The organism is Vibrio aestuarianus (genome assembly GCF_028858425.1).
GTDB classification, from domain to species: Bacteria; Pseudomonadota; Gammaproteobacteria; order Enterobacterales; family Vibrionaceae; genus Vibrio; species Vibrio aestuarianus.
The window spans coordinates 679,882-696,360 of the sequence record NZ_JAKNYQ010000002.1 but is presented as its reverse complement, the minus strand read 5'-3'; the positions used below and the strand labels follow the sequence as shown (position 1 = coordinate 696,360).

General features: G+C 40.2%; 15 protein-coding genes and 1 pseudogene. 13 read left to right on the top strand and 3 right to left on the bottom strand.

The window, feature by feature from the left end; all coding sequences use genetic code 11:
* Nucleotides 1–111 precede the first annotated feature (111 nt).
* The 6 genes from MCT08_RS16730 (at nt 112) to MCT08_RS16705 (ending at nt 5,162) form a co-directional block, all read left to right on the top strand.
* Nucleotides 112–558: a hypothetical protein gene (locus MCT08_RS16730; RefSeq protein ID WP_038141683.1), complete on the top strand. Its 447-nt coding sequence runs from the start codon at nt 112–114 to the stop codon at nt 556–558.
* Nucleotides 559–783: 225 nt separating this feature from the next.
* On the top strand, nt 784–1,248 hold the full coding sequence (locus MCT08_RS16725; RefSeq protein WP_017050760.1) for a DUF2846 domain-containing protein: 465 nt from the start codon (nt 784–786) through the stop codon (nt 1,246–1,248).
* A 165-nt stretch (nt 1,249–1,413) separates the two neighbouring features.
* Complete coding sequence (locus MCT08_RS16720) at nt 1,414–2,028, top strand: hypothetical protein (protein ID WP_172533813.1); 615 nt, start codon at nt 1,414–1,416, stop codon at nt 2,026–2,028.
* A 154-nt stretch (nt 2,029–2,182) separates the two neighbouring features.
* Nucleotides 2,183–2,635, top strand: a complete 453-nt coding sequence (locus MCT08_RS16715; protein WP_069496059.1) for a GNAT family N-acetyltransferase — start codon at nt 2,183–2,185, stop codon at nt 2,633–2,635.
* Nucleotides 2,636–2,780: 145 nt separating this feature from the next.
* Entirely contained in the window at nt 2,781–3,188 is a 408-nt protein-coding gene (locus tag MCT08_RS16710; RefSeq protein WP_274678914.1) for a hypothetical protein, read from the top strand.
* A gap of 150 nt (nt 3,189–3,338) precedes the next feature.
* Nucleotides 3,339–5,162, top strand: coding sequence for an ATP-binding protein (locus MCT08_RS16705; RefSeq protein ID WP_274678913.1), 1,824 nt, complete (start codon nt 3,339–3,341; stop codon nt 5,160–5,162).
* Between the two features lie 578 nt (nt 5,163–5,740).
* Here MCT08_RS16705 and MCT08_RS16695 read toward each other — a convergent pair.
* Together MCT08_RS16695 and MCT08_RS16690 are read right to left on the bottom strand one after the other, a co-directional pair.
* Complete coding sequence (locus tag MCT08_RS16695) at nt 5,741–5,935, bottom strand: hypothetical protein (RefSeq protein WP_274678912.1); 195 nt, start codon at nt 5,933–5,935, stop codon at nt 5,741–5,743.
* A 652-nt stretch (nt 5,936–6,587) separates the two neighbouring features.
* Complete coding sequence (locus MCT08_RS16690; RefSeq protein WP_261916756.1) at nt 6,588–6,722, bottom strand: hypothetical protein; 135 nt, start codon at nt 6,720–6,722, stop codon at nt 6,588–6,590.
* Between the two features lie 2,448 nt (nt 6,723–9,170).
* On the opposite strand from MCT08_RS16690, the gene MCT08_RS16685 reads away from it, so the two are divergent.
* The 3 genes from MCT08_RS16685 to MCT08_RS16675 all read left to right on the top strand — a co-directional run bounded on the left by MCT08_RS16685 (nt 9,171) and on the right by MCT08_RS16675 (nt 10,649).
* Nucleotides 9,171–9,578 (top strand): GNAT family N-acetyltransferase, encoded by a 408-nt coding sequence (locus tag MCT08_RS16685; protein ID WP_194576802.1) that lies wholly within the window; start codon nt 9,171–9,173, stop codon nt 9,576–9,578.
* Nucleotides 9,579–9,727: 149 nt separating this feature from the next.
* Complete coding sequence (locus MCT08_RS16680; protein WP_274678911.1) at nt 9,728–10,183, top strand: hypothetical protein; 456 nt, start codon at nt 9,728–9,730, stop codon at nt 10,181–10,183.
* 202 nt (nt 10,184–10,385) lie between these two features.
* Nucleotides 10,386–10,649 carry a hypothetical protein gene (locus MCT08_RS16675; RefSeq protein WP_038970007.1) on the top strand — a complete coding sequence of 88 codons (264 nt, stop codon included), beginning with the start codon at nt 10,386–10,388 and terminating at the stop codon, nt 10,647–10,649.
* Nucleotides 10,650–10,868: 219 nt separating this feature from the next.
* Here MCT08_RS16675 and MCT08_RS16670 read toward each other — a convergent pair whose 3' ends face one another.
* The gene (locus MCT08_RS16670; protein WP_274678910.1) at nt 10,869–11,174 is read right to left on the bottom strand and encodes a hypothetical protein; all 306 of its coding nucleotides are present in this window, start codon (nt 11,172–11,174) and stop codon (nt 10,869–10,871) included.
* Between the two features lie 3,528 nt (nt 11,175–14,702).
* Here MCT08_RS16670 and MCT08_RS16655 point away from each other — a divergent pair.
* The 4 genes and pseudogenes from MCT08_RS16655 (at nt 14,703) to tnpB (ending at nt 16,438) form a co-directional block, all read left to right on the top strand.
* Complete coding sequence (locus tag MCT08_RS16655) at nt 14,703–15,302, top strand: pentapeptide repeat-containing protein (RefSeq protein ID WP_045608760.1); 600 nt, start codon at nt 14,703–14,705, stop codon at nt 15,300–15,302.
* A gap of 144 nt (nt 15,303–15,446) precedes the next feature.
* Nucleotides 15,447–15,713, top strand: a pseudogene (locus MCT08_RS16650) (flavodoxin family protein); the annotation flags it as partial.
* A 75-nt stretch (nt 15,714–15,788) separates the two neighbouring features.
* Nucleotides 15,789–16,097 (top strand): IS66 family insertion sequence element accessory protein TnpA, encoded by a 309-nt coding sequence (tnpA, locus tag MCT08_RS16645; RefSeq protein WP_274678170.1) that lies wholly within the window; start codon nt 15,789–15,791, stop codon nt 16,095–16,097.
* Nucleotides 16,091–16,438: an IS66 family insertion sequence element accessory protein TnpB gene (gene tnpB / locus MCT08_RS16640; protein WP_168524632.1), complete on the top strand. Its 348-nt coding sequence runs from the start codon at nt 16,091–16,093 to the stop codon at nt 16,436–16,438. The genes tnpA and tnpB overlap by 7 nt, the downstream gene beginning before the upstream one ends.
* Nucleotides 16,439–16,479: the final 41 nt, after the last annotated feature.

Sequence of the window (16,479 nt, the reverse complement as noted above, 5' to 3'; positions counted from 1 at the left end):
AGTTTTACTATGCGTCAGGTAAAGTGCTTTACGGTGCAATGCAGCGGCTTGGCCAGTGCGTTGTTCACCACTTAATTGGGCGTTATACATTTATTTTGGCTTACGGAACATATGGATAATCAAGAGATAGTATTAGTTGTTGGCACATTCGTCATCGAGAATTGGAAGTACCTATTAAGTGGTTTTGTCGGTTTGCTATGTTCGGTTGCTGCGCTTTGTTGGCTCATATTGGGGCTATTGCACAAAAAGGAAGTTCGCATTCTTGAGCTTCAACTATCTCAACAGAGAGATTCTTTCACACAGTTTGAGTCTATAGTTGAGCAACGTTTTGAAGTTCTTCAGAAAGAAGCAGAGCAACTGAAGAGCAAGTTAATCTCAACAGCAAGCCATAGTCCGGAAATCAAGTTAGAGCTTGAAAACTCAACCAACAATGTCGTTCAACTTCCGGTTAATTCAACTGAAGAGTCGAAAGAAAATGAAGATAGTCGAGTTTCTACTTTTCTGAAGAGTGCAGATTTACTCAACAGCACAATTAGGTTACTTAATGCGCTGATATAAATGTATAACAAACAATTTAAGAGGGATTCCCAACGCTTGGCATTTTGCTTCTACTTCAATTTTAGTGTTTACGGTACAATGCGTTAGGTTGGGTGGTAGCGTTGCTCACCCCTTAATTGGGCGTTATAGCGCTAGTTGAATCACAAATTTCGAATATGATTATTAAACAACATATTATTATATAGTATGTTTGGCGCGGTTTTTTATCGTAGCTAGGTTAATAATATGAAAAATAAAGTAATTTTGTGCTCCGCTCTGCTTTTGGGTTTATCAGGCTGTGCTTCAGTTCCTACCGTCGATTCGACAGTTTCGAATGAAGCTAAATCATTTGAAGCTCCTCAAGAAGGTAATTCTGGTATTTATATTTATCGTGAGGATAGCTTTGTTGGCGCGGCACTTAAAAAATACGTTTATGTTGATGGCGAGTGTATAGGTGAGACTGCTCCTGGGATTTTCTTCTACCATGAAGTAGAAGGTAATAAAGAGCATCAAGTAAGTACGGAATCAGAGTTTTCCGAGAATCATTTAACCATTTACACCGAAGAAGGCCGTAATTACTTCGTTAATCAATATATCAAAATGGGTGTGTTTGTTGGCGGTGCTGGCGTAGAGTTAGTGGACGAAAGCAAAGGTAAAGCTGAAGTTTTAAAAGTAGACATGGCAGTAAAAGGCAATTGTCCATCGATCTAACGACGATATAGCGCAATAACAAAGCATTTAAGAGTGATTCCCAACGCTTGGTATTCTTAGCTTCGCGTTGGGTTTTGTGTTTACGGTGGTATGGCTAGGTTTCGTGGTAGCGTTGCTCACACCTTAATGCGGCGTTAGTTGCAAACTGGAAAATAGAGTATATAAATGGAAATTAACTATACAAAGTATAATGCGAAATCGTTGCTTGAAGCGTTAGGAAGCATTGATGCTGAGGCATACCCTGAAAACTACAAAAATTTAACCAATGAAATAGCGACAAGAAAGCACGAGATTCAAGAGTTTTATGAGCAGCAGGCAAACGCTAGAAAACTACGATGGAGTCGTATACTAACAGTGATAAGCGTGAATCAATTGCTGGTTGCGCTAATAGCGTTGGTAATGCTTGTTCTTTTGTTCTCTGGATTGAGCATGCTTGAAGTAGTTGCTTCATTTTTTGTAATTATCCTCAATACATTATCGGGTCTGATCCTATACAAAAGGGCCTCAACATACTACGTACTTCCATATTTGAATATTGGACTACAAGTATTTGCCTTTGGGTTTGGTGGTGTGTATTTCAATTACTATGGTATTGGCGGTATTTTCCTCACCTTAGACTGGGTTAGTGATACATTTAATTGGTTATCAGTATCCTTTAATTTAGGTGGCTCACTTCTAGAGTATTCAAACCAGTATAACTTGGGGTTCTTTCAAATTGACTTATTGGCGTTGTTCTATATTTGGGTAATCCGAAAATCCATATCGACAATTTGCAGCTAACAAGCAATTTAAGAGGGATTCTCAACGCTTGGCACTTTTGCTTCTACTTCAAATTTAGTGTTTACGGTACAATGCGTTAAGTTGGGTGGTGGCGTTGTTCACCCCTTAATTGGGCGTTATGCCTTTTCCACAAAAATCGATAAGGAGAGTCAATTTGAAAATAGTAGAAGTAGATAAAATTCACCTTGAAGCTGTCGCTCAATTATTTGATTTATATCGCCAATTTTATGGACAAGAATCGGATTTAGCGCAGGCTATGAGTTTCATTGAAGAGAGGCTCAACCATTCAGACTCAGTCATTTTCCTAGCACTTGATCATCATGGTCAACCGTTGGGTTTTGTTCAGCTTTACCCGTCATACTCTTCAGTCGCGATGAAGCGAATGTGGTATTTGAATGACTTGTATGTCACTGAATCAGCGAGACATAATGGTGTTGGTAAAGCATTGCTACAACAAGTCAAAGTTTATGCCAGAGAAACCAATGCTTTAACTGTTAAGCTTGCTACTTCAGTAGATAATGAATCTGCAAAAAGTCTATATTTATCTGAGGGTTACTCTAAAGTTACGGCTTTTGAGCACTTCACGCAGAAAGTAGTACAGGCATAACAAGGCGTTTAAGACGGATTCCCAACGCTTGGGAGTTTCGGTTCTAGGTTGAGTTTTGTGTTTAAGGCGCAATGGTTTAGGATTGTGGTCGCGTTGCTCACCACTTAACGCAGCGTTATGTTCTATAAAGAGTAAGTAGAGATTTATGAATAAAATAGTAATATCCAGTGTATATTTTTCGTTTGTTACTGGCTTTGCTGCGCTGCTTGCTTTGATCATTTCTGGTGATTATGAGAGCTTGTTCAAGGTGTCCGTTACTCTAATTTCGATATTGTTAGCACTGGCTAGTTTGTGTTTTAGCGGACAGTCAAATAATGGTCATGACCATAAGATTTACAGGGAAGGATCGATTCATTTCCTTCATGGGATTATGTGTACGATTCCAATGATAATTGTGCCTGGAATAGCTTGGTTGTATGAAGAGCAAATTCAACTGTTCAAATATTCAGATGAAATCAAGTTTCTCATACAAGCGGTGTGTTGCTACTTTCTAGGTTCAGGTATATTTAATTGTTCTTTCGGACTAAAAACTTTATTAAGCGTCAAGTTTTAGTCCGAACATAACAAGGCATTTAAGACGGATTCACAACGCTTGGCGCTTTCGGTTTGATTTAGCTTTAGTGTTTACGGCACAATGGTTTAGGTCGGGTGGTTGGCGTTGTTCACCACTTAATGCGGCGTTATAACCCTAAAGGAGTTTTAGGTGAAATTAATATCTTTAGAAGTTGAAAATTTACGGTGTTATCAAGAGCCAGTAAAAGTAAAAATTGATGATTTAACCACTGTTATTGGTAAAAATGATATTGGGAAATCTACGATACTGGAAGCAATGGAGATATTTTTTAATAATGATGTCGTGAAAATATCCCAAGATGACGCGAATATACATAGTGCGAATGAAAAAGTATCGATCACGTGTGAGTTCACATCCCTTCCAGAAACAATAATTCTTGATAGCGGCACTGAAACAACATTAGCAAACGAATATTTACTAACGAAAGACGCTACACTGAAGATTAAAAAAGTTTTTGACTGTAGCAAAAAAACTCCGTCTTGCGATGTATTCATCTTGGCGGAACATCCAACAGCAAAAGGTTGTGACAACCTCTTAGAGTTGAAAGAAAAAGATCTTCAGAAAATCATCAAGGATAGAAAAATAGAAAGCCCATTAAAGGGAAACCCTTTAATGAGGTCTGCTATTTGGAGCAATACAACTGAATTAGAGTTAAATGAAGTTGCAATTCAAGTTACGAAACCAAAAGAAGATAGCAAAAGAATCTGGGAGCAAGTAGATAAATACCTTCCACTATTTGCGCTATTCCAAAGTGATCGTAGCAGTAAAGATTCTGATGGTGAAGTTCAAGATCCAATGAAAGCTGCTGTCGCAGCTGCCATTGCTGAGGTTCAAGATGATATTGACCGTATTCAGCGAAAAGTTCAGGAGAGAACGGAGGAGATTGCGAATAACACGCATGAAGCTCTAAAAACTATCGACAGCAATTTAGCAAGCGAATTGACGCCAGAGTTCACACCACCAACTCCAGCTAAATGGACAGGGTTGTTTTCAGTTAATCTAAGTACAGATGGAATCCCTTTAAACAAACGTGGCAGTGGCGTTAGGCGATTAGTTTTAGTAAGTTTCTTTAAAGCCGAAGCCGAGCGATTGCTTACAAAAGGAAGTAAGAAAGGAATAATTTATGCTGTAGAGGAACCTGAAACAGCTCAACATCCCAATAATCAAAAAATATTACAATCCTCATTTTCTGCATTGGCATCGGAACATAATTGCCAAGTGATTCTCACAACTCACAGCCCTGGTTTTGCTAGTGATCTTCCTATGGACGGAATTAGATATATAAACCGAGATGAGGCAGGAAAGCCAGTTATTGAACATGGTTCTGACGTACTAACTGATGTTGCAAGTGCGTTAGGAGTAACCCCTGATAGTCGAGTTAAAGTATTAATATGTGTTGAAGGACCTACTGATGTTAGCGCACTTAAGGCTCTCAGCGCAGCTCTACATACTGAAGATGAGGCTGTGCCTGATTTAAATACAGATGATCGAGTTGCTTTTATTGTCCTTGGTGGTGGTAACTTAAAACACTGGGTTAACCACCATTATTTGAGTGGCTTAGGGCGACCTGAAATTCATATTTATGATGCAGATGTTCCAAGTTATGCTGATGCAGCTAGAGAAATCAATCAGCGTACAGATGGTTCAAAAGCATTCATTACACAAAAACATGAGATTGAAAGTTACTTGCATACAGATGCGATAAAATTGGCTTTTGGCGTAGACGTTGAAGTTACAGATCATCCAAACGCAGAAGGTAAAGCTACGCCCAAAGTCTTTGCTGAAGTTTACTCTGCAGATCAAGGTTATGATGGTGTAATGAAAGATAATAACGCGAAAATTAGACTATCAAACAAAGCATTCCCTTGCATGACTTCCGCGATGATTCATGAAAGAGATCCAAATGGTGAAGTAAAAGAATGGTTTACAACAATCGGTGGCTATTTGGTGTAATCGGGTTATAACAATCTGTTTAAGAGTGATTCGCAACGCGTGGCATTTTTGCTATGCGTTGCGTTTAGTGTTTAAAGTGGTATGCGGGAGCCTCGGTATTGCGTTGCTCACACCTTAACAGGGCGTTATGTGTTTGATGAGTTTTTAAGGTCAAAGCTACGACTTCATTGAGAATTCGCTCCGTGTTTTCGGCAAGTTGGCTTGGTCGAAATGGATTCTTGAACAATCTGAGATTTATCGTTTTTAAGGTTCTTGGGTTGCCTCAATTAAGTTTTGGATCTGGTTTGTGTTGAGATTCGTCGGTTTCAAATCGCTTTAATTGAAATGTCTTTTTGACTGACTCTCTTGCTGAAGTTCAGCTCTGAAAGTCTGGTGAAGCAAAAGGTTTTGTTGTGGCTGAAAGGGCGCTTTCTTTGTTGTTGATTTTGCAAGTGGCTCTCTTTGGCTAAGATCGCTGTGAAATTTAGGTTTTGGTAAGCATCGTTTTTGTGCGTAACTTATTAAAATATCTTCATTTCTACGGTGGTTTACTTTGAATTCACGGTAAAATTCACATAACAAGCAATTCAAGTGGATTCTCAACGCGTGGCAGTTTTACTATGCGTTAGGTAAAGTGTTTTACGGTGCAATGCAGCGGCTTGGCCAGTGCGTTGTTCACCACTTAATTGGGCGTTATGTGTTTGATGAGTTTTTAAGGTTAACTCTACGATTTCATTGAGAATTCGTTCCGTTTTTTCGGCAAGTTGGCTTGGTCGAAATGGATTCTTGAACAACCTGATATTGATCGTTTTCAAGGTTCTTGGGTTGCCTCAATTAAGTTTTGGATCTGGCTTGTGCTGAGTTTCGGTGGTTTCAAATCGCTTAAATTGAAATGTCTTTTTGACTCATTCACTTGCTGAAATTCAGCTCTGAAAGTCTGGTGAAGCAAAAGGTTTTGTTGTGGCTGAAAGGGCGCTTTCTTTGTTGTTGATTCTGTAAGTGGCTCTCTTCGGCTCAGATCGCTGTGAAATTTAGGTTTTGGTAAATATCGTTTTTGTACGTAACTTATTAAAATTCCTTCATTTCTACGGTGGTTTACTTTGAATTCACGGTAAAATTCACATAACAAGCAATTCAAGTGGATTCTCAACGCGTGGCAGTTTTACTATGCGTTAGGTAAAGTGTTTTACGGTGCAATGCGGCGGCTTGGCCAGTGCGTTGTTCACCACTTAATTGGGCGTTAGCTGGGGTTAAGAAAAACGGTGAATTTAGGGTGGAAAGGCTTTCGGTTTTCTAGCTACACACCGGACAAATCTCAGCTTCTCGACTATCTCGCCAGTGGCACTTTTCGGGAAATGTTTGAACTTAACGAAGTCTGCTTACGGGAAGTGTTGTGTTTGTTAAGTTCATTGGCGCGGTTTCTTTGGTGTTGAAATTCATGAATGCCTAAATTCGTTTCGTGTGCTCTGTCGTTGGCTTTTTCGATAGAATTCTTTGCAAATTACCGAGCTCAGGAATGGTGATTTTCTCGGTCATTTCTTCTTTGCCAAGCGCATTTCGTGGATTAGGTTTTAATTTCACAGCTGTCCGTTTTACTTTGCCGTTTGAAAGCAATAATGTGTTTCAAATTAGGCATTTTGGCGTAATTTGCTAACGAAAGTGCAGCAGCTAACTAGGCGTTTAAGACGGATTCCCAACGCTTGGGAGTTTCGGGTCTAGGTTGAGTTTTGTGTTTAAGGCACAATGGTTTAGGATTGTGGTCGCGTTGCTCACCACTTAACGCGGCGTTAGCTGGGGTTAAGAAAAACGGTGAATTTAGGGTGGAAAGGCTTTCGGTTTTCTAGCTACACACCGGACAAATCTCAGTTTCTCAACTATCTCGCCAGTGGCACTTTTTGGGAAGTGTTTGAACTTAACGAAGTCTGCTTACGGGAAATGTTGTGTTTGTTAAGTTCGTTGGCGTGGTTTCTTTGCTGTTGAAATTCACGAATGCCTAAATTCATTTCGTGTGCTCTGTCGTTGGCTTTTTCGATAGAATTCTTTGCAAATTACCATGCTTAAAAATGGTGATTTTCTCGGTCATTTCTTCTTTGCCAAGCGCATTTCGTGGATTAAGTTTTAATTTCACAGCTGTCCGTTTTACTTTGTCGCTTGAAAGCAATAATGTGTTTCAAATTAGGTATTTTGGCGTAATTTGCTAGCGAAAGTGCAGCAGCTAACTAGGCGTTTAAGACGGATTCCCAACGCTTGGGAGTTTCGATTCTAGGTTGAGTTTTGTGTTTAAGGCACAATGGTTTAGGATTGTGGTCGCGTTGCTCACCACTTAACGCAGCGTTATGTTTACTTGAAATTCAAAGGCTTAAAGGTCTTAGGCTCTAGTTCTTTGTCTCTCTGGCAATTCGTCCCTAGTAGACTCAGCAAATCCACATTGTCGGTCTAAGTTCTTGCACCTCTCAGCCCGTAAAACATGTCAATGTTCGTGGGTTGCTTCATTGTCAGGTCGTGGCGGTTAGTTTCTGGTTTAACTGGCTCAAAGTCGCTTTTAGGTTCTTAGCCAATCAGCGCTTCGGCTTGGCAGTTGCCTCGGCAATTTAGCATTGTTTTGCGCTTTGGTTGGAAAGACAGGGCGCTTGTTGGTGCTTCGTCGGGTTGCCTCATTGGGCAGGGAAGTGGAATTACACGTTTTAGGGTGGTCGCCTTTGGCGGCCAAGTTGGTTCTTACCTTGTGGTTTGCTTCAGAAAACTGGCCTGAAATAGTAGTTCTTTCTCAAGTAAATCATGTGTTTGTGGTAAAACATAACAAGCAATTTAAGAGGGATTCACAACGCTCGGCATTTTTGCTTCTACTTCAAATTTAGTGTTTATGGCACAATGCTTTAGGTTTGGTTGGAGGCGTTGTTCACCCCTTAATTGGGCGTTATGTGTTTGGTCAGTTTTTAGGTCAAAGCTACGATTTCATTGATAATTCGTTCCGTGTTTTCGGCAAGTTGGCTTAGTCGAAATGGATTCTTGAACAACTTGAGATTGAGCGTTTTCAAGGTTTTTGGGTTGCCTCAATTGAGTTTTGGATCTGGTTCGTGTTGAGTTTCGTTGGTTTCAAATCGCTTTAATTGAAATGTCTTTTTGACTGATTCACTTGTTGAAGTTCAGCTCTGAAAGTCTGGTGAAGTAAAAGGTTTTGTTGTGGCTGAAAGGGCGCTTTCTTTGTTGTCGATTCTGTAAGTGGCTCTCTTTGGCTCAGATCGCTGTGAAATTTAGGTTTTGGTAAGCATCGTTTTTGCACGTAACTTATTCAAATATCTTCATTTTTACGGTGGTTTACTTTGAATTCACGGTAAAATTCACATAACAAGCAATTCAAGTGGATTCTCAACGCGTGGCAGTTTTACTATGCGTCAGGTAAAGTGCTTTACGGTACAATGCAGCGGCTTGGCCAGTGCGTTGTTCACCACTTAATTGGGCGTTAGCTGGGGTTAAGAAAAACGGTGGATTTAGGGTGGAAAGGCTTTCGGTTTTCTAGCTACACACCGGACAAATCTCAGTTATTCAACTATCTCGCCAGTGGCACTTTTAGGGAAGTATTTGAACTTAACGAAGTCTACTTACGGGAAATGTTCTGTTTGTTAAGTTCGTTGGCGCGGCTTCTTTGGTGTTGAAATTTATGCATTCTTAAATTCGTTTCGTGTGCTCTGTCGTTGGCTTTTTCGATAGAATTCTTTGCAAATTATCGAGCTCAGGAATGGGGATTTCTTCGGTCATTTCTTCTTTGCCAAGAGTATTTCGTGGATTGGGTTTTAATTTCACAGCTGTCCGTTTTACTTTGCCGCTTGAAAGCAATAATGTGTTTCAAATTAGGCATTTTGGCGTAATTTGCTAGCTAAAGTGCAGCAGCTAACTAGGCGTTTAAGACGGATTCCCAACGCTTGGGAGTTTCGATTCTAGGTTGAGTTTTGTGTTTAAGGCACAATGGTTTAGGATTGTGGTCGCGTTGCTCACCACTTAACGCAGCGTTATGTTTTTTGAGGAAATATGGATATACGAAAGGTTACCACAGCAGAGGTTTTACCCATTAGGCATCTTGTTTTATGGCCTAATAAATCGCCTTCATTCTGCGAAGTCGAAGGGGATGACTCTGCTACTCACTATGGCGCATTTATTGGTGGGAAACTGGTTTGTGTGGCATCCGTTTATAACAATGGTCATGAAGCTAGGCTCAGAAAATTTGCTACTCTGTCTGAATACCAAGGGCAAGGAATTGGTACTAAGGTCATCGAGAAGCTGGTGCGTGATTTGAAGCGAGAAAATGTGAGCTATTTCTGGTGTGACGCACGAACTTCAGCACTGTCTTTCTATCAGAAGTTTGGGTTGTGTGTTGAAGGTGAAGAGTTTTACAAATCAAATGTAGCGTACTTCAAAATGTCTGTTTCGTGGGTGTAAGAACCACAAACATAACAATAAATTTAAGAGTGATTCACAACGCTTGGCGCCGTCACTTCAAGTCAGTTTAGTGTTTATGGCACAATGTTTTAGGTAAGGTGGTAGCGTTGTTCACACCTTAATTTGGCGTTATGTGCTAGCGAGGAAAAATGAAAATACCAACAGATTTAAAAATACTAGAATTCATTTTGAATCATTATATGGAAGATTATTTAGCATATGAGACAGCTAAAAATAGAGAAACAAAAATCTATGTGCCAATCGATGTAGATCATATCGCCAAACACTTCCATATGGAAGGTGATCTCGTATTTGGTCGTCTCTATTATCACCTGAATCCAAAGTATCAGCACGACAATGCAGATGGAGTGACAAACTATTTGTTCAACCTATCTGTAGGAAAAGACAAGCATTGCATTAATTTCCCTATGCTATCATCAATCGTCGCAGATCTTTCAAATGATCATAGTCGCTTTAAAACATCACTTTATGTCGCTGTTTTAGCTGCTATTGTTTCTATTTTTACTCTGGGTGTAACCATAAAGTCAGAGCTACTTAATCAAAGCGAGCAAGTTGTAGAGAGTGTGAAAAAAGAACGCACATAACAAAGCATTTAAGAGTGATTCCCAACGCATGGCATTTTTCATTTCATCGTTGGGTTTTGTGTTTACGGTGGTGTGGTTAAGTTTAGTGGTAGCGTTGCTCACACCTTAATGCGGCGTTATGTGCCTTTCATGTGAAGCGACAAACATTATGTGCAACCATTAACTTATAGAATGGATAAAATTTCATATTTTAGAGGGTGTTATGGTTTTTAGCAGCAAGGTTAAAGTGGTGATTTCAGTGGTGGCTATAGCATTGTCTTCACTTTTACTGTCTCTTGATATGTTTGGTGTCATTCCATTTCTGATTCTAGTTGTGTCATTTTTTACCCTAATTATTCAAGGTGGGCTGTGCCTTCTTGGGTACAAAAATGGTGACGTTTTCGATGCTTATCAAGACCTAGAAAGAACAGAAGCAACGGCACTAACTAATCTGTTCAAAGACAAAAAGGATTGTGAAAAACACTAACCACGGCACATAACAAACAATTTAAGAGGGATTCCCAACGCTGGGCATTTTTGCTTCTACTTCAGTTTTAGTGTTTATGGCATAATGCTTTAGGTTTGGGTGGAGGCGTTGTTCACCCCTTAATTGGGCGTTAGTCGCCAGAAAAAGCTAGCAATCAAAATCATGTTTCTGAGCTTAAAATTTAGCAGCGGTTTGTTTGGCACACAGATTCATCGTCGATCATGAGACCTTAGTTTTAGCTGTTTTGGGTCCAAAGCTATGCAAGTGTCCTAACGGTTGTTTTGTTCTTTGGTGCTGACAGTGCAGGGTAATCGAGAGTCTGTTTTTGGTTGCAACTCTGCTTGGTGAGTTTGTTGGTACAAAAGCCAATTTACTCGCTGAAGTGACGTTTTCTCTGGTGTTGTAAATTCCACGTGGTTTCAGTGACTTTGTCGAAAGTCCACACTGTGAGATTGGTTTTCCAAAAGCGTTTTTTGGTGTTGTCAGTCCGTTTTCTGCGGCGTTGTTTGTTCCAAGTGGTTTCATTGAATAGCCGCTTTGAGACTACGCCTGACTTAAGTGCATCAAAGCACATAAAGTTTGTTGTTTGCAAAGTTTAGTTCGGCTTAAAATTGTCGCTCGATGCCTCGCGACTAACAAACTGTTTAAGAGTGATTCACAACGCGTGGCATTTTTACTATGCGTTGGTTTTAGTGGTTAAGGTGGTATGCGGGAGCTTCTGTATTGCGTTGCTCACACCTTAACAGAGCGTTATGTGTTTGATGGGTTTTTAAGGTCAACGCTACGATTTCATTGAAAATTCGTTCCGTGTTTTCGGCAAGTTGGCTTGATCGAAATGGATTCTTGAACAACCTGAGTTTGATCGTTTTCAAGGTTCTTGGGTTGCCTCAATTGAGTTTTGGATCTGGTTTGTGTTGAGTTTTATCGGTTTCAAATCGCTTCAATTGAAATGCATTTTTGACTGATTTGCTTGCTGACATTCAGCACTGAAAGTCTGGTGAAGCAAAAAGTTTAGCGGTTGCTGAAAGGGCGCTTTCTTTGTTGTTGATTCTGTAAGTGGTTTTCTTCGGCTAAGATCGCTGTGAAATTTAGGTTTTGGTAAGCATCGTTTTTGTACGTAACTTATTCAAATCTCTTCATTTCTACGGTGGTTTACTTTGAATTCACGGTAAAATTCACATAACAAGCAATTCAAGTGGATTCTCAACGCGTGGCAGTTTTACTATGCGTTAGGTAAAGTGTTTTACGGTGCAATGCGGCGGCTTGGTCAGTGCGTTGTTCACCACTTAATTGGGCGTTATGTGTTTGATGAGTTTTTAAGGTTAACTCTACGATTTCATTGAGAATTCGTTCCGTATTTTCGGCAAGTTAGCTTTGTCGAAATGAATCAGTGAAAGAATTTCAATTGGTCACGTCCAAGGTTCTTGGGCTGCCTCAATTGCGTTTTTGATCTGGTTTGTTTTGAGTTTCGTCAGTTTCAAATCGCTTTAATTGAAATGTCTTTTTGACTGATTTTCTTGCTGACATTCAGCTCTGAAAATCTGGTGACGCAAAAAATTTAGCGGTTGCTGAAAGGGCGCTTTCTTTGTTGTTGATTCTGCAAGTGGTTCTCTTTGGCTCAGAACGCTGTGAAATTTAGGTTTTGGTCAGCATCGTTTTTGTACGTAACTTATTCAAATCTCTTCATTTCTACGGTGGTTTACTTTGAATTCACGGTAAAAATCACATAACAAGCAATTTAAGAGGGATTCCCAACGCTTGGCATTTTTGCTTCTACTTCAAATTTAGTGTTTACGGTACAATGCGTTAGGTTGGGTGGTAGCGTTGCTCACCCCTTAATTGGGCGTTAGCTGGGGTTAAGAAAAACGGTGAATTTAGGGTGGAAAGGCTTTCGGTTTTCTAGCTACACACCGGACAAATCTCAGCTTCTCAACTATCTCGCCAGTGGCACTTTTCGGGAAGTGTTTGAACTTAACGAAGTCTGCTTACGGGAAGGGTTGTGTTTGTTAAGTTCGTTGGCGCGGTTTCTTTGTTGTTGAAATTCATGAATGCCTAAATTCGTTTCGTGTGCTTTGTCGTTGGCTTTTTCGATAGAATTCTTTGCAAATTACCGAGCTCAGGAATGGTGATTTATTCGGCCATTTCTTCTTTGCCAAGCGCATTTCGTGGATTGGGTTTTAATTTTACAGCTGTCCGTTTTACTTTGCCGTTTGAAAGCAATAATGTGTTTCAAATTAGGCAGTTTGGCGTAATTTGCTAGCGAAAGTACAGCAGCTAACTAGGCGTTTAAGACGGATTCCCAACGCTTGGGAGTTTCGATTCTAGGTTGAGTTTTGTGTTTAAGGCGCAATGGTTTAGGATTGTGGTCGCGTTGCTCACCACTTAACGCGGCGTTAGTACGGGGTTGGCATCAACGGTAAAAATTTCGGTGTTTATTGGTTTTTTTCCAATCTTTACACCTGAACGGGCGTGCCTTTCACGTTCTTTCCGGTGGCACTATGTGCGGAGTGTTCGCGTCGATTTCACCGTTTACGGTTTCTAACTTTGGAGTTATTTCGCTGGTGTGGCTTCTTTTTTAGGGTCAGGTTTTTAGTTTAAATTCAGTACGTTGGTGTGGTTGTCAACGTTCAGTGATCGAATTCTTTGCTAATTTAAAATCGGTCAAAGTCGGATAGTTTGTCGTATTTTTCTTCACGCCAACTAGCGTTTTGAGATTGGGCTCTAGTTTGGCAGTTGTCCGTTCGGCTTCGGCGTTTTAAGCCAACAGTTTCGTGCTATATTTCAATATCTTGGTGCAAACCAACAGGTTTAGGAACAGCGTACTAACAAACAATTTAAGAGTGATTCGGCACGCGTGGCATTTTTACTGTGCGTTGGTTTTAATGATTATGGTGGTATGCGGCAGCATCGGTATTGCGTGCCTCACACCTTAATTGGGCGTTATGTGTTGGATGAGTTTTTGAGGTCAAATCTACGATTTCATTGAGAACTCGTTCCGTGTTTTCGGCAAGTTGGCTTGGTCGAAATGGATTCTTGAACAATCTGAGATTGATCGTTTTCAAGGTTCTTGGGTTGCCTCAATTAAGTTTTGGATCTGGTTTGTGTTGAGTTTCGTCAGTTTCAAATCGCTTTAATTGAAATGTCTTTTTGACTGATTCTCTTGTTGAAATTCAGTTCTGAAAGTCTGATGACGCAAAAGGTTTAGCGGTTGCTGAAAGTGCGCTTTCTTTGTTGTTGATTCTGTAAGTGGCTTTCTTCGGCTAAGATCGCTGTGAAACTTAGGTTTTAGTAAGCATCGTTTTTTACGTAACTTATTCAAATTTCTTCATTTCTACGGTGGTTTACTTTGAATTCACGGTAAAATTCACATAACAAGCAATTCAAGTGGATTCTCAACGCGTGGCAGTTTTACTATGCGTTAGGTAAAGTGTTTTACGGTGCAATGCAGCGGCTTGGCCAGTGCGTTGTTCACCACTTAATTGGGCGTTAGCTAGGGTTAAGAAAAGTGGTGAATTTAGGGTGGAAAGGCTTTTAGTTTTCTAGCTACACACCGGATAAATCTCAGCTTCTCAACTATCTCGCCAGTGGCACTTTTAGGGAAGTATTTGAACTTAACGAAGTCTGCTTACGGGAAATGTTGTGTTTGTTAAGTTCGTTGGTGCGGCTTCTTTGCTTTGAAATTCATGAATGCCTAAATTCATTTCGTGTGCTTTGTCGTTGGCTTTTTCGATAGAATTCTTTGCAAATTACCGAGCTCAGGAATGGTGATTTATTCGGCCATTTCTTCTTTGCCAAGCGCATTTCGTGGATTGGGTTTTAATTTCACAGCTGTCCGTTTTACTTTGTCGTTTGAAAGCAATAATGTGTTTAAAATTAGGCATTTTGGCGTAATTTGCTAGCGAAAGTGCAGCAGCTAACTAGGCGTTTAAGACGGATTCCCAACGCTTGGGAGTTTCGGCTCTAGGTTGAGTTTTGTGTTTAAGGCACAATGGTTTAGGATTGTGGTCGCGTTGCTCACCACTTAACGCAGCGTTAGGCTATTCAGAGGATACGATGACAGATTTAAAAAATAATGAGCAATATTTCGACGTTTCTTTTGAGAAGCTTTCCTCACCTGATGAGAAATATAGCAACGTCGAGTTTGAAGATTGCCAATTCTCCGACTGCGATTTCTCAGCGGTTAAATTTCAGAAATGTAAGTTTACAAACTGCACATTTGAACGCTGTAATTTGAGTTTGGTCGATTTTACAAACTCAAAGCTCTTTGAGCTTAAATTTCAAGACAGTAAGTTAGTTGGCGTTGATTGGACGAAAGCGACATGGCCAGTTTATCACTCAGACTTTGAGCTAAGTTTTAAGCGTTGTATTTTAAATGACTCGTCTTTCTTTGGCCTGACTTTAAATGAATTGGTTTTGGATGAATGTAAGTTGCATGATGTTGATTTCCGTGAAGGTAACTTTGCAGGTTCAACAATGATTTATAGTGATTTTAGCTACAGTTTATTTATGAGAACAAATTTGCAAGGTGTTGATTTCAGTGAATCAACAGCATACTCAATTGACGTATTAGAAAATAACGTTAAAAAAGCTAAGTTTTCACGATATGAAGCGTTGAGCTTATTAGAAAGCTTAGGTATTGAATTGGTGGATTAATAGCCTAACAAGCAATTTAAGAGGGATTCTCAACGCTTGCTATTTTTGGCTCTACTTTGATTTTAGTGTTTATAGCACAATGCGTTAGGTTAGGTGGTAGCGTTGCTCACCCCTTAATTGGGCGTTATGTAACATGGAGGTTCAATGAAAATCGCAGTTATTCTAGGTACTTCAAAATCGGACGGAAACACTAGAAATTTAGTCGAGTCGTTTGTAGAAAAGTCGGGAGCAAAGCTGTTCGATCTCTCCGATTTCGACATCAGTTTCTACGATTATGAGCATGAAAATAGAAATGATGACTTCTTATCCATAATCCATGAAATTAGCGGCTTTGATCATGTGGTGTTTGCTTCACCTGTCTACTGGTATTCAATGTCAGCACAGTTAAAAGTCTTCTTCGACCGACTATCTGTAAGCGTCGATTTAACCCCACCTACTAATATTTCCGCATGCTCGGCATAGTGATTCCATAACTAAGGAGTCACCATGAACCCATCCAATAAACCTCAGTTCTGGGCTGAAATCATTGAACAGCAGAGCCAAAGTGAGTTATCCATTGTCGCGTTCTGCAAAGCAAATCAATTGACGGAACATACTTTTTATTACTGGCGTAAAAAACTTTACGGCGGGGGTCAATGTCAGCTTGTCCATCCTGTTGTGATCGAAGATAAACCGAAAATAAAAAGCAATATTCAATCGGTAGTGCTCTCACTACCAACAGGAATAACGGCTGAGTTGCCCGCTGAAATGCCAGCACACCAAATCCAGAACTGGTTACAGGCACTGATGTGTTAACACCAAATTCGGGTATTTATCTGGTCTCTGGTATTACCGATATGCGTAAGTCCATTGATGGCCTGTCACTGATTGTTGCTGATGTACTGGACATGGATCCGTTCAGTGAAGCCTGGTTTATCTTCTGCAACCGTGGACGAGATAAAATCAAAATTCTCTTTTGGGATACCAATGGCTTCTGGCTTTATTACCGCCGACTGGAGAAAGGCCGCTTTAAATGGCCGAAACCAAATAAATCGGGTCACGTAGCTATTTCCAGACAGCAGCTTCAGTGGCTATTATCAGGGCTTAATCTGGAGCATCCTAAGGCTCACCAGCCCTTATATGGTCTTGAAGTGTGAGCTAAAACCATGATCGATATAAAGGGCTTGAACGATCCTTT

Excerpts from the sequence above, each read along its gene's own strand:
- MCT08_RS16685 (WP_194576802.1), top strand. The coding sequence starts at position 9,171 with ATGGATATACGAAAGGTTACCACAGCAGAGGTTTTACCCATTAGGCAT.
- MCT08_RS16730 (WP_038141683.1), top strand. The coding sequence starts at position 112 with ATGGATAATCAAGAGATAGTATTAGTTGTTGGCACATTCGTCATCGAG.
- MCT08_RS16680 (WP_274678911.1), top strand. The coding sequence starts at position 9,728 with ATGAAAATACCAACAGATTTAAAAATACTAGAATTCATTTTGAATCAT.
- MCT08_RS16655 (WP_045608760.1), top strand. The coding sequence starts at position 14,703 with ATGACAGATTTAAAAAATAATGAGCAATATTTCGACGTTTCTTTTGAG.
- MCT08_RS16710 (WP_274678914.1), top strand. The coding sequence starts at position 2,781 with ATGAATAAAATAGTAATATCCAGTGTATATTTTTCGTTTGTTACTGGC.
- tnpA (WP_274678170.1), top strand. The coding sequence starts at position 15,789 with ATGAACCCATCCAATAAACCTCAGTTCTGGGCTGAAATCATTGAACAG.
- MCT08_RS16675 (WP_038970007.1), top strand. The coding sequence starts at position 10,386 with ATGGTTTTTAGCAGCAAGGTTAAAGTGGTGATTTCAGTGGTGGCTATA.
- MCT08_RS16720 (WP_172533813.1), top strand. The coding sequence starts at position 1,414 with ATGGAAATTAACTATACAAAGTATAATGCGAAATCGTTGCTTGAAGCG.
- MCT08_RS16725 (WP_017050760.1), top strand. The coding sequence starts at position 784 with ATGAAAAATAAAGTAATTTTGTGCTCCGCTCTGCTTTTGGGTTTATCA.
- MCT08_RS16670 (WP_274678910.1), bottom strand. The coding sequence starts at position 11,174 with ATGAAACCACTTGGAACAAACAACGCCGCAGAAAACGGACTGACAACA.